Source organism: Streptomyces sp. HUAS YS2 (assembly GCF_033343995.1).
Lineage (GTDB): Bacteria > Actinomycetota > Actinomycetes > Streptomycetales > Streptomycetaceae > Streptomyces > Streptomyces solicathayae.
In genome coordinates this window covers 2,922,971-2,935,539 of record NZ_CP137573.1, presented here as the reverse complement: position 1 = coordinate 2,935,539, position 12,569 = coordinate 2,922,971, and the positions used below count along the sequence as shown (strand labels likewise).

The following is a 12,569-nucleotide window of genomic DNA, read 5'->3' as shown; positions in this document are numbered from 1 at the left end:
CATGAACGTCTTCGGAGTGGACATCGGCGGCTCGGGCATCAAGGGCGCTCCCGTCGACCTGGAGCGCGGCGCCCTGGCCGAGCCCCGCCACAAGGTACTCACCCCGCACCCCGCCACGCCCGACGGCGTGGCGGGGTGCGTCGCCGAGGTGGTCCGCAACTTCGGCTGGTCCGGGCCGGTCGGGGTGACGTTCCCCGGCGTGGTCACCGGCTCCACGGTCCGCACGGCGGCCAATGTCGACAAGGGCTGGATCGGCGTGGACGCCGGCAAGCTGCTGAGCGAGCACCTCGACGGACTGCCCGTGACCGTCCTGAACGACGCGGACGCCGCCGGGGTCGCCGAGATGACCTTCGGCGCGGGCCGGGGCCGTACGGGCACGGTGATCCTGCTGACGCTGGGTACGGGCATCGGCTCGGCGGTCTTCACGGACGGCCGGCTGGTCCCGAACACGGAGCTGGGCCATCTGGAGCTGAAGGGCCACGACGCGGAGACGCGCGCGTCGACGAGGGCCAAGGAGGACGAGGACCTCAGCTGGGAGCACTGGGCGGGCCGCCGGCTGCGGAAGTACCTGGCGCACGTGGAGATGCTGTTCTCGCCGGAGCTGTTCATCATCGGCGGCGGCGTGAGCCGCAAGGCCGACAGGTTCCTCCCCCTCCTGGAGGGCATCCGGGCCGAGATCGTCCCGGCGGAGCTGCAGAACAACGCGGGCATCGTGGGAGCGGCGATGGCGACGCGGCCGAGGTAGGCACGGGGCGGGGCGGCGCGGGGCAGCGAGGGGCGGGGTGGCGCGCGGCGGGCCGTACGGCTCTTCGGCTCTACTGGGCCGAGCGGCGGGCCACCCGCGCGGCAGATGCGGCCGCGGCGGCGGCACGCTGCCGGCGCCCCATGTCGCGGACCTTCCGCACGCAGGTGATCACCCCGGCGACGAGCGTGCCGCCGTACAGCCAGCCCGCATGGACCGCGAGGGCCGTGAAGACGGCCATCGCCTGCCCTCCGAAACCGCCGGTGCCGCCCGCGATCGGGACGATCCCGACCGCGAAGGCGATCGGCACCCCGATCGGGGCCGTGACCAGGTCGGCGGCCCGGACCCACAGTGCGGTGAGCGCGCTGACCGGCAGGAACAGCAGGCCGTACGCGGTGGGGGAGCCGTCCAGGATCAGCCAGTCCAGGAACCCGACGACGAGCATGGCGGCGGAGGCGAACAGCCCCGCGCCGAGCCCGGTCAGCCGGGGGTTCGGGAACCGGCGCAGAAGCGGGACGGGGCCGGCCGCCGGAGCGGCCGCGGGGCGGGTCGCGGGTCGGCCGGCGGGGCGGGGACGACCGCCGTTTCCGGGCCGGTCCGGGCGGCCCGGACGCGCGGGCACGGGGTAGACCGCGGCGCCTTCCGCGAACGCGCGGCGCTGGGGGTGACGAGTCTTGTGCTGCTCCACCTCTCCAACGTAGGTCGCAACCGGGCAGGAAACGGTCACAGGACACGCCCTTTGGGTGAGGCGGCCGTCGAGATCGGCCGAAGGTCGGCGTGGATGGCCGGTTCGCCGCGCCCGTAAACTGGGGGATCGGCCCACCGGCCGAGCGGCGCAGGGCAACCGAACCGGTCGCACGCACACCGCATCCACCACCGCATCCACACCGCTAGGGAAGTCGCCCCGTGTCGCTCACGATCGGAATCGTCGGCCTGCCGAACGTCGGCAAGTCGACCCTGTTCAACGCCCTGACCAAGAACGACGTGCTGGCGGCCAACTACCCGTTCGCCACCATCGAGCCCAACGTCGGCGTCGTCGGCGTGCCCGACGCCCGCCTGACGAAGCTCGCGGAGATCTTCGGCTCGCAGCGCATCCTCCCGGCGACCGTCGACTTCGTCGACATCGCCGGCATCGTGCGCGGCGCCAGCGAGGGCGAGGGCCTGGGCAACAAGTTCCTGGCGAACATTCGCGAGTCGGACGCGATCTGCCAGGTCATCCGCGCCTTCAAGGACGAGAACGTCGTGCACGTCGACGGCAAGGTCTCGCCGAAGGACGACATCGAGACGATCAACACCGAGCTGATCCTCGCCGACCTGCAGACGATCGAGAAGGTCCTGCCGCGCCTCCAGAAGGAGTCGCGCATCAAGAAGGACGTGGCCCCGAAGGTCGCGGCGGTCGAGGCGGCGAAGGAGATCCTGGAGCGCGGCGACACGCTGTTCTCGCAGGGCATCCTGCAGGGCTCGGAGAAGGCCGAGCTCCTCCACGACCTGCACCTCCTCACGACCAAGCCGTTCCTGTACGTCTTCAACGTGGACGAGGACGAGCTGACCGACGAGACCTTCAAGGCCGAGCAGCGCGCCCTGGTCGCCCCGGCGGAGGCGATCTTCCTCAACGCCAAGCTGGAGGCCGACCTGGCCGAGCTGGACGAGGAGGACGCCATGGAGCTCCTCCAGTCCGTCGGCGCCGAGGAGCCCGGCCTGGCCATCCTGGCCCGCGTCGGCTTCGACACCCTGGGCCTCCAGACGTACCTGACGGCCGGCCCCAAGGAGTCCCGCGCCTGGACGATCAAGAAGGGCGCCACGGCCCCCGAGGCGGCCGGTGTGATCCACACCGACTTCCAGAAGGGCTTCATCAAGGCCGAGGTCATCTCCTTCGCCGACCTCGTCGCCACCGGCTCGGTAGCCGACGCCCGCGCCGCCGGCAAGGCCCGCATGGAGGGCAAGGAGTACGTCATGCAGGACGGCGACGTGGTGGAGTTCCGCTTCAACGTCTAGTCACTGCAGGTCAGAAGGGGTCGGACTCACTGGGTCCGGCCCCTTTCGTGTTCCTGTCGCCGCGTTCTCAGGCGTTCCTGGGCGGGGTGAGTTTGTCGAGGTCCAGGTTGATCTCGAAGGGCACCGGGCGCCGGAGGGTTCCTCGGAAGATGCCGGCCGGTGCGTACGAGCCGGTGGGCTCGTCGAGCTCGTAGGCGTGGACGACGGGCGCGCCGTCCTCCTCCTCGATGCACCAGTAGTGCGGGATGCCGGCCTCAGCGTACTTGCGAAGCTTCACGGTGCGATCGCGGTGGGCGGACTCGGGGGAGGCCACCTCGACGACGAGCTTCACGTCCTCCGGGGCGTACCAGGTGCGGTCGGGGTCATAGAGCAGGTCCGTCAGCAAGATGTCCGGCTCGGGGCGGTTGCGGGCGTCGAGGCGGATCGTCATCTCGCGCTCGACCTCGAAGCCGGCGGGCGCCTGCGCCATGAGCGTGGTGGTCAGGGCGGTGACGAGGCGGCCGTGCCAGGCCCTCCGCGGCGACATCATGAAGACGAGGGCTCCGTCGATCAGCTCGGTGTGGCGCGGTGCCTCCGGGAGGCTGTCGAGGTCCTCCGCGAACCAGCCCTCCGCGCGCGGCGGGCGCATCCGGTCCGGCAGTGCGGTCATGAGCCAACCCTAGCGATTGCGGCCGTCGAGAGCGGACCGCGAGTGTGATGCGTGACTCGTGTGAAGGGATGGGTGGATGGGCAGTCAGTGATCGTCCATCGGTGGAGCCGGAGTGAGCGACGTGTGGGGGCGACCTTGAGGGTGTGCGTGATCGGGGCTGGGCTGTCGGGACTGGCGGCCGCGCATGCCCTCGCGGGGCGGGGCGTCGACTTCGTGTGCCTGGAGCGGGCGGCGGACGTCGGGGGGATCTGGCGGCAGCCGGGGGCAGGGGAGCGGGGGCCGGGGTACGAGTCGCTGCATCTGAACACCGCCAAGCAGCTCACCGGGTACGCCGACTTCCCCATGCCGGACGACGTTCCGCTCTACCCGGGCCACCGCGAGGTCGCCGCCTATCTGCGGTCGTTCGCCGAGTGGGCGGGGCTGCTGTCGCGGATCGAGCTGCGGACCGAGGTGCGCACCGCGCGGCAGGGCGCCGACGGCCGGTGGACGGTCACCAGCCGGGACGCCCGGGGCGTGGTCAGGAGGCGCCGGTTCGACCATGTGATCGTCGCGTCCGGGTACCACAGCGAGCCGGCTCTGCCGGAGCAGCTGCCGCAGGGAGCAGACTCCTTCGCCGGAACGATCCTTCACTCGATGGACTACCGCGACGGCAGCGACTTCGCCGGTCAGCGTGTGGTCGTCGTCGGCATGGGGCCCTCGGGAGTCGACATCGCCGCGGACGTGTCCCGGTACGCCGAGCGGACCCTGCTCTCCGTCCGGCGCGGGCTGCATGTCTGCCCCAAGCAGCTGTTCGGCATCTCGGTGGACCTGATCGCCGACGCCCCGTGGTTCACCCGGATGTCCTTCGAGGAGCAGCGGCGCTACGTCGAGCAGGCGCTGCTCGTCGCGCGCGGCCGGCTGTCGGACTACGGGCTGCCCGAGCCCGACCACCCGATCTTCTCCTCGGCCGTGACCCTCTCCGACGAGATCCTCAGCCTGATCCGGCACGGTTCCGTGACCCCGAAGCCCGTGATCGCGTCGCTGGACGGCAACACGGTCTCCTTCGCGGACGGCACCTCCGCCGAGGCGGACGCGATCGTCTACTGCACCGGCTTCCGTACGACCTACCCCTACCTGCCCTCCGGAGGCCCGATCGGCGCCCGGGGGGCGGTCGAGCTGTACAAACGGGTCGTCCCGGCCGATCGGCGGGGCCTGTACTTCCTCGGTCTCATCCGCCCGCTGGGCTCGATCACCCGCCTGGTCGAGGAGCAGGCCCGGTGGGTCGCCCGCGTCGTCCTCGGCGAGACCGCCCTGCCGCCGGCGGACGTCATGCGCGAGGAGATCGACGCGTATCTGACCGATATCGAGGCGCGGTACGGGAACACCGGGAGCGCGTCCATACAGGTCGATGTCGCGCCCTATCTGCGGGAGCTGCGGGAGGAGTACGAGTCACGCGAGGTGTACGCCCTGCAGGGTGCGTAGTCTCCGGTGGTTCCGGGCTCCCGGCGGGTCTCCGCCGGGAGCCTCCGCCTCAGTGCACCGCCTCGACCCCGCGGGTCCGCTCGCCGGCCGGGGGCCTGACGGCGTACGCCTCCGACGAGAGGTAGGCGGTCACCCGCGGCGGACGGCCCGCCTGATGGGCCAGCGCCAGGTAGGCGATGAGGCCGGTGCCGTCCTCGGGACGGCGCCGGGTGACGGCGGACAGGGCCCGGACCATCGGGCCGGGGTCCATGCCGTGGCCGCGGAGCAGCGCGACCGCGCGGTCGAGGGCCTCCCCGTCGTGGCGGACGTAGTCGCGGACCGGGATGTGGACCGTGAAGCCACTCGCCGCACCGCCCGCCCAGTCTCCCGCCGCGCCGCCGACCCCGCCCGCGGCCCCGCCACTCGCCGCACCGCTCCCCGGCTCGGTCAGCGCGTGACAGGTCAGGCCCGGCCGCCGGTCCAGCGGCAGCCGGCCGAATCCGGCCGCGCCGCCGAAGTCGTCGTACGCGTCCCGGTCCCCGTACCCCGACGCGACGCGGAAGAACTCCGCGATCTCCGCCGGCCCGGGGCCCGTTCCGGCGGGCATCCGGGACAGGCCGCCGGCCTCCTCGGCCGACAGGCCCAGGTGCCGCACGTACACCTTCACCCGCGGGGACGCCCAGTCGCCCAGGTCCAGGGCGAGGAACGGATGCCCGTCGCCCTTCGGCAGGGTCGCGTACGCATCCTCGTGGCCGAGCCGCCGCAGTGCCTCCCGTACCGTCTCGGTGGCACGGCGCTCACCCGACGCGGAGGGGTTCAGGTACACCTTGGCCCGGGGCACGCCGCCGGGGCGCAGCTCCAGCGCCAGCCACAGCGCGAACGGGCCGTGCGGTGCGGACGGCAGGAACAGGTCCGCGAGTTCGTCCAGCCGTTCGGTGGAGAAGTCCCAACGGCGGGCCATCTCACGGACGGTCGCCAGGCTGGCACGGCCGTTCTCGGCCAGGCTGCCTGCACCGCAGCCCGGTTCGAGCAGCAGCCGCAGCGCCGGTGCCTCGCCCTGGGTGAAGGAGAGGGAGAACTCCACCGGCGTGTGGTCGTCGGAGAGGTACGTGAGGGTCGGCGGCGGCAGGTCCAGCGGGCGTTCCGCGGCCGGACCCAGCGCGTCGACGAGGGTGTGCGCGTACGACTCGGCGTCGTCCGGACCCAGCCCCGCGACCTCGCACAGCCGCAGCAGCTGGCCCGCGGTGTGACCGCCGAGCGTCCGCGCGCCGGTTCTGCCGGGGCCACCCGGCCACGGGGCGATCACCGGTTCTCCGCCCGGGCGCCGGAGCACGCAGACGGATACCCGCCCAGGGGGCGGGTATCCGGAACGTGCAGCAGGTGGGCCTGCCGGGGGTGAACGGCGTCGTCGGTGGATATGTGGTCCACGACACCTCCTTCGTCAAAAGTGAGTCAAGCGGAACGGAATGCGCCATTACCGCGTGCCTCACTACCCCTCAGAAAGAACCTCCATGCCGTGGTGGACAAGTGACAGGTGTCGCCTGGATCACTTCTTGAGCCAGGTGAGGAACGAGCTCCACATTCCCTTGCGTTCGGCGGCATCGGCCGCACCGTCCCCACCGGCGGCGACGGGCTGCTCCGCCTGCGCGGACGCGTACGCCCCCCGGGCCGAGCCCGCGATCGGCGTGAAGCGCACCGGCAGCGTGGCCAGGGCGCGGTTGAAGGGGCCGGGGCGCCAGACCAGGCTGTCCTCGGGAACGGCGAGTTCGACGTCCGGCAGCCGGTTGAGCAGGTGCTCGATCGCGGTCACGGTGATGTGCCGGGCCGGCTCCTTGGACGGGCAGCTGTGCGGACCGGCGCTCCATGCCAGGTGGGCGCGGTTGCTGCCGGCCAGCCGCGAAGCGGCCAGCGCCGGGCCGGTGTTGGCCGCCGCGAAGCTGACCAGCATCAGGTCGCCCGCCCGTACCTTCCCCCCGGCGAACTCCATGTCGGCGGCCGGGTAGTGCGGCGCGTAGTTCGCCATGGGCGGGTTGTCCCACAGCGTGTGGTCGATGGCCTCGTCGATCAGGCCACCGCCGTCCGCGTACCGGTCGTCGGTGAGCAGCCGGTGGAGGGTGTTGCCGATCAGGTTGCGCAGCGGCTCCGCGCCGGCGCCGAGCAGGAGGGCCAGCTGGTGCACCATCTCCTCGTCGCTCAGCCGGGTGTGATGCTCCATCAGCCACGAGGTGACGTCGTCGCCGGGCCGGGACCGCTTGAGTGCCACCAGCTCGCCGACGGCGCCGAACAGCACCTGGGCCGACTTCTCCGCGTTCACGCCGTCGAACATCCCGGAGATGCCGAACAGCACCCGGTCGCCGATGTCGGCCGGGCAGCCGAAGAGCTCGTTGAACACGAACAGCGGCAGCTGCTTGGCGTAGTCGCCGAGCAGGTCGGCCGAGCCGCGCGCGCCGAACTGGGCGATGAGGTAGTCCGAGATCTGCTCGGTCCGCCGGGCCAGCCGGTGCGCGTCGACCCGCGCCATGCTGTCGGTGATCGCCTGGCGCAGTCGCAGGTGGTCGGCTCCGTCGGCGAACATGACGTTCGGGCGGTACGCGAGCAGCGGAAGGACCGGGCTGTCCGGCGGGACCAGGCCGTTGTTCAGGGCCTGCCAGCGGCGCGCGTCCTTACGGAACGAGCCGTTGTCCTGGAGCAGTTGGAGCGCCGACTGGTAGTCGGTGACGAGGGTCGCCTCGACGCCCGGGGAGATCTCCACGGGCGCGGTCGGCCCGAAGTGCCGCAGGTAGGCGTAGTACGCCTGCGGGTCCGCCGCGAACTCCGGTCCGTAGAGCGGAACACGGCCGCCGGGGGTGTGGGCGGGGCATCCGGGCGGGGGCACCGGAGTGATGGGGGTGTGAGCGTCCATGTCGGCCTACTGCTCCTGTTGGGCACGGTCCAGCAAAAAGCGGACGAGAGTGGTCAGTGCGGCGGCGGACGACGACTCGTCGCGCGCGTCGCAGGTGACGACGGGGGTGTCGTCGAGCAGGTCCAGTGCCTCGCGCAGGGCGGGCTCGTCACGCAGGGGGGAGCCGTCGAAGTGGTTGACGGCGATGGCGTAGTCGAGTCCGTACTGCTCGATGAGGTCGATGACCTCGAAGGAGTCCGCGAGCCTCTCGGGGTCGACGAGGACCAGCGCGCCGAGGGCGCCGCGCGCGAGGTCCTCCCACACCTGTACGAACCGCTGCTGGCCCGGCGTTCCGAACAGGTAGAGCACGACGCGGTCGCTGATGGTCAGCCGGCCGAAGTCCATGGCCACCGTGGTGGTGGTCTTGCTGCGGACCCCCTTCAGGTCGTCGACCTGCTCCGCGGCGCGCGTCATGCGTTCCTCGGTGGACAGCGGCTCGATCTCGGAGATCGAGCCGATGAAGGTGGTCTTGCCGACCGCGAAGTGCCCGACGACGAGGATCTTCACCGGGATCTGGGAGGCGCCGTCGCGTACGTAGTCCTGCTCACCCAAACTTGGCGCGGAGACCATTCAGCACCTCCTGCAGGATCTCGCGGTCGGCGAGGGCGGCACGGGTCACCGGCGCGCGCGTGATGAGGTAGCCGCCCTCGGTCAGCGAGGCGAGGAGGATCTTCACCACGCCCAGCGGCAGCCGGGTGTGCCCCGCGATCTCGGCGACGGACAGGTAGCCGGCCGAGCACAGGTCGAGGAGCCGCTGCTCCTCGGGGGAGAGCCGGGTCGGCCGCTGCCCCTCCTCGGGCGCCGCCGTCACCAGCGTGATCAGCGAGAGCTGCTCCTCGTCGGGCAGGCCGCGTCCCTTGGTGATGACGTACGGCCGTACCAGCTCGGCCGCCTCCGGCTCCCAGACCTCGCGTCCGGTCATGAGCGCACGCCGAGGTTCTCGCGCGGCGGTGTCATGAGCACCTTGCCGAGCTGGCCCACGAGCTGCTGCATCCGGAAGGTGATGTCCGCCATGTCGACGTCCGGACCGGCCGAGACGCCGAGGTAGGCGCCGTCGCCGGCGGAGATCAGGAAGACCCAGCCGCCGTCGAACTCGACCAGCGTCTGCCGCCAGCCCGCGCTCGGGTCCTCACAGAAGAACCCGAGCGAGCGGCTGAGCGACTGCACGCCGCTCATCGCCGCGGCGACGCGGTCGGCGTTGTCCTTGTCGAAGTCCTTCGTCCGGGCCATCAGCAGCCCGTCGGCGGAGATCAGGACCGCGTGCAGGGCCCCGGGTATCTCCAGGGCGCTGTCGAGCATCCATGACAGATCGTCGTTCACGTGACCTCATGTCCTTCGCTGCCAGCACCACGGGTGCTGCTCGTCTGGTCCACGGCGCCCGGGTCCGTGGCGCGGCCCGACTGCGTGCCCCGCTGGAAGGCGCCCATGATGGCCGCGGCCTCGGCGCCCGTGCGGCTCGGGAGCCGGGGGGAGGGCGTGCTGCTGGGCACGATGGCCATGGGCCGCTTGCGGCGCCGCCGCGGCAGCCCGTCGCCGGGGTCGACCGCCATGGCGGCGGCCTCGGGGCCGCCCGGCTGCGGTACGGCGGCGGCCGTCACCGGGGCGGTGGTGGGCATGGCCGGGGCCGGGGCCCGGTGCTCGGGCATGCCGGTGAGCAGGTCGTGCGGCAGCAGCAGCACCGCGCGCACGCCTCCGTACGGGGACGAGGAGTCCACGGACACCTCGAAGCCGAAGCGCTCGCACAGCACGCCGATCACCGCGAAGCCGAACTGCGGCGGGTTGCCGAGTCCGGAGACGCCGGAGACCCGGTTGCTGGTCAGGAGCCGCTCGGCGCGGGCCCGCTCCTCGTCGTTCATGCCGACACCGGCGTCGTCGACGACGATGCAGATGCCCTTGGGCACCGTCCGCGTGTTGATCTCGACGACGGTGTCAGGGCTCGAGTAGCTGGTGGCGTTGTCGAGGAGCTCGGCGAGCGCCAGGGCGACCGGCTCGACGGCGCGGCTGGTGATGCCGAAGTCGACCCGGGAGAGGATCTCCACGCGGCGGAAGTGCCGGATCCTGCCCTGGGCGCTGCGCACCACGTCGTACACGGACGCGACGTCGCGGTGCCGGCCCAGCCAGCCGTCGCACAGGACGGCGATCGACTGCGCGCGCCGGCCGAACTGCGAGTTGGTGTGGTCGATCTCGAGCAGGTCCTGGAGCATGGCCGACTCGCCGTACTTGCTCTGGAGCTTGGAGATGATCAGCTGCTGCTCGGCGGCCAGGCCCTGCAGCGTCCGCATCGCGGACTTGAGGACGGTCTTCGTACCCTCCTCGGCCTGTTCCTGGGCCGCCTCCACGGACTGCGTGTAGCGGTTCTCCAGGTCGGAGTAGTGGGTCCTGAGGCCGTCGATCTCCTGCCGCAGGGCATCGCCGGCGCCGCGCTGGCGGACGATGACGGCGATGGCGGCAAGCACGAGGACCAACAGAGCCCAGAGCACGGGGTTCTGTACGTATTCCGTCATAAGACTCTCTTCAGGCGACCGACGGCCAGTTGCTGATTCCCGTCAATGCGGGTGGACCGGCGGACCGCCCCGCATCGGGTCACCTGGTCGGAGCGCCCCGAAGTCGGCGTGTCGTCTTGCGCTCATCCGCCCGCCCGCTTGCGCGGTGATCGTAGCACTGTGCGATTACGTGACGGTAAGTCAATAGACGGTACGCGTAATCGATTCGGACGTTCCCTGTACTGCTTCACTGACCTGCGACGACAGGGCTCGGGTGGGGCTGTCAGTGGTCTCTGGCAGCATCCGGCCATGCCCGATGACAAGGATCTCGCCACCCCGCAGACGCCCGCGCTCCCGTCCGAGGCCGCGCCCGCGCCCGCCTCCGCCCCGGCCGACGAAGGCCCCCTCGTCGCGGACGAGTTCGCCGTCGTCGCCGGGCTCGGCCCCGCCGGGCGGCACCTGTTCGCCATGATCGACGAGTCCGACTCGTACGTCCCGCCGGAGGACCCCGACGCCTGGGCGCGGCTGGCCGACATCGAGGCCTACCGGGGGTTCGCCCGCCGTGCGTTGGAGGCGGCGGCCGACCGTGTCGACGCGATCCAGGCGGGGGAGATCCCCTTCCGGGCCGACAAGGCGTTCACCGGCCGGGAGGTCGCCGCGGTCGGCCGGGCCGCCCGCGTCGCGCTGCTGCGGGACGAGCCCTGGCTGCCCGAGCTGCTCGACCGGCTGCTGCCCGGCGTGGCCGTCGCGCCGACCGCGGCGAAGACGCTGCCCTCGCAGGCGATGCTCTTCGAACTGGTCCGCGCCGGGCGGGACTTCCCCACCCCCGAGCTGGTCGTCGCGGTCCGGGCCGCCCGCGCGGCGACCCGGCACCGCGGGGTGCCCGGGCAGCTCGACCGGACGCTCAAGAAGGTCGAGGCGGCCCTCGCCGAGCGCACCGACGTGGCGCTGCGGCTCCCGTCGCTCGGCTTCGACGCGTCCGGCGTGCTGCGCTGGGAGTCGGGCCCGTACGCGGCCGTCGTCAGCGTCGCCGAGACCGTCGAGCTGACCTGGGAGAAGGACGGCCGGCCACTGCGCAGCCTGCCCGCCGCGCTGCGTCGTGAGCACCCGGGGCCGGTCAAGGAGCTGCGTGAGCTGGTGAAGCGGGTCGGTATTCAACTCGGCACCCTCACCCGCGCGTTGGAGGGCGGCCTCGCCGCCGAGACGGAGCATCCGTACGGGTGGTGGCGCGCCGAGCTGGCCGAGCACCCGCTCGCCCGGCCCGTCGTCCGACGGCTCGTCTGGGAGATCGAGGAGGCGCCCGGCACCTGGCGGGCCTTCCTGCCCGCGGCCGAGGACCGCCTGCCCGACGCGCCCGACGACGCCGCCGTACGGCTCTGGCACCCCATCCGCTCCGAGCCCGACGCCGTACGGGCCTGGCGGGACCTGCTGACCGAGCGGGAGCTCCGGCAGCCGTTCAAGCAGGCGTACCGCGAGATCTACCGCCTCACGCCGGCCGAGGAGGAGACCCGCGTCTACTCGAACCGCTTCGCCGCCCACCTCGTCCACTACCGGCGGATGTTCGCGCTGTTCCGGGCCCGGGGGTGGAGCAGCAGGCTGCTCGGGCCGTGGGACGGCGGCGACCTGGACACGGCCGAGCGCACCCTCGCGGGCGGCCGGTGGCGGGTCGAGTTCGAGCACCAGCTGGCCGACTGGGAGAGCGACGACCTGCTGGCCTCGACCGACCGGGTGCGGTTCGCCCGCCGGACGGGCGGCCGCTGGGAGGAGGCGCCGCTCGCCGAGGTGCCGCCGCTGGTGCTGAGCGAGGCGATGCGCGACGTGGACCTGTTCGTCGGCGTGACCTCGATCGCCGCCGATCCCGAGTGGACCGACCGGGGCCCGGCGCGGACCTACTGGGAGCGGGCCGGGTTCGGCGAGCTGACCGCGAGTGCCCTGACCCGCTTCGACGTGCTGGAGCGGATCCTGCCGCGGCTGCGGATCGCCGACCGGTGCACGCTGGAGGGCCGCTGCCTGGTCGTCCGGGGCGAGCTGCGCACGTACCGGATCCACCTGGGTTCGGCCAACATCCGGATGGAACCGGACGACTCCTACCTGTGCATCGTCCCGGCGCCCCGCAAGGCGGGGAAGGACGGGAAGGGAGCGGAGGACGGGAAGGTGTTCCTGCCGTTCGAGGACGAGCGGCTGTCGCTGATCCTCAGCAAGGCGTTCCTGCTCGCCGCCGACGACCGGATCACGGACGAGTCGATCACACGCCAGATCAGGTGGTCCGGCTGACGGGCTACTCCCGCGTATTCTCGGGGGCGGCTGGCCGCGGACCTG

The 12,569-nt window shown here is 72.1% G+C and carries 12 protein-coding genes; 4 read left to right on the top strand and 8 right to left on the bottom strand.

What is annotated here, in order from left to right:
- The first annotated feature begins 1 nt into the window (after position 1).
- Entirely contained in the window at positions 2-745 is a 744-nt protein-coding gene (gene ppgK / locus R2D22_RS13200; RefSeq protein ID WP_318103325.1) for a polyphosphate--glucose phosphotransferase, read from the top strand.
- Positions 746-815: 70 nt separating this feature from the next.
- Here the strand turns inward: ppgK and R2D22_RS13195 are convergent, their stop codons facing one another.
- Positions 816-1,430: a DUF6542 domain-containing protein gene (locus R2D22_RS13195; protein WP_411977014.1), complete on the bottom strand. Its 615-nt coding sequence runs from the start codon at positions 1,428-1,430 to the stop codon at positions 816-818.
- A 218-nt stretch (positions 1,431-1,648) separates the two neighbouring features.
- Here R2D22_RS13195 and ychF point away from each other — a divergent pair, with 218 nt between their 5' ends.
- A complete protein-coding gene (gene ychF / locus R2D22_RS13190; RefSeq protein ID WP_318103323.1) occupies positions 1,649-2,737 on the top strand; it encodes a redox-regulated ATPase YchF in 1,089 nt (362 codons plus the stop codon).
- A 67-nt stretch (positions 2,738-2,804) separates the two neighbouring features.
- Here ychF and R2D22_RS13185 read toward each other — a convergent pair whose 3' ends face one another.
- Positions 2,805-3,386 carry a Uma2 family endonuclease gene (locus R2D22_RS13185; protein ID WP_318103321.1) on the bottom strand — a complete coding sequence of 194 codons (582 nt, stop codon included), beginning with the start codon at positions 3,384-3,386 and terminating at the stop codon, positions 2,805-2,807.
- 135 nt (positions 3,387-3,521) lie between these two features.
- Here R2D22_RS13185 and R2D22_RS13180 point away from each other — a divergent pair, with 135 nt between their 5' ends.
- Positions 3,522-4,847, top strand: coding sequence for a flavin-containing monooxygenase (locus tag R2D22_RS13180; protein WP_318109742.1), 1,326 nt, complete (start codon positions 3,522-3,524; stop codon positions 4,845-4,847).
- A 49-nt stretch (positions 4,848-4,896) separates the two neighbouring features.
- Here R2D22_RS13180 and R2D22_RS13175 read toward each other — a convergent pair whose 3' ends face one another.
- The 6 genes from R2D22_RS13175 to R2D22_RS13150 form a co-directional block, all read right to left on the bottom strand.
- Positions 4,897-6,132 (bottom strand): tryptophan dimethylallyltransferase family protein, encoded by a 1,236-nt coding sequence (locus R2D22_RS13175; RefSeq protein WP_318103320.1) that lies wholly within the window; start codon positions 6,130-6,132, stop codon positions 4,897-4,899.
- A 240-nt stretch (positions 6,133-6,372) separates the two neighbouring features.
- Positions 6,373-7,728 carry a cytochrome P450 gene (locus R2D22_RS13170; RefSeq protein ID WP_318103319.1) on the bottom strand — a complete coding sequence of 452 codons (1,356 nt, stop codon included), beginning with the start codon at positions 7,726-7,728 and terminating at the stop codon, positions 6,373-6,375.
- Positions 7,729-7,734: 6 nt separating this feature from the next.
- The gene (locus tag R2D22_RS13165; RefSeq protein WP_318103318.1) at positions 7,735-8,337 is read right to left on the bottom strand and encodes a GTP-binding protein; all 603 of its coding nucleotides are present in this window, start codon (positions 8,335-8,337) and stop codon (positions 7,735-7,737) included.
- Positions 8,312-8,689 (bottom strand): DUF742 domain-containing protein, encoded by a 378-nt coding sequence (locus R2D22_RS13160; RefSeq protein ID WP_318103317.1) that lies wholly within the window; start codon positions 8,687-8,689, stop codon positions 8,312-8,314. Before R2D22_RS13160 ends, R2D22_RS13165 begins: the two co-directional genes overlap by 26 nt.
- Complete coding sequence (locus tag R2D22_RS13155) at positions 8,686-9,087, bottom strand: roadblock/LC7 domain-containing protein (RefSeq protein ID WP_318103316.1); 402 nt, start codon at positions 9,085-9,087, stop codon at positions 8,686-8,688. The genes R2D22_RS13160 and R2D22_RS13155 overlap by 4 nt, the downstream gene beginning before the upstream one ends.
- Positions 9,084-10,271, bottom strand: a complete 1,188-nt coding sequence (locus R2D22_RS13150; protein ID WP_318103314.1) for an ATP-binding protein — start codon at positions 10,269-10,271, stop codon at positions 9,084-9,086. The genes R2D22_RS13155 and R2D22_RS13150 overlap by 4 nt, the downstream gene beginning before the upstream one ends.
- Positions 10,272-10,559: 288 nt before the next feature.
- Between R2D22_RS13150 and R2D22_RS13145 the strand changes: the two genes are divergently transcribed.
- Complete coding sequence (locus tag R2D22_RS13145) at positions 10,560-12,524, top strand: DUF4132 domain-containing protein (protein ID WP_318103313.1); 1,965 nt, start codon at positions 10,560-10,562, stop codon at positions 12,522-12,524.
- Positions 12,525-12,569 lie beyond the last annotated feature (45 nt).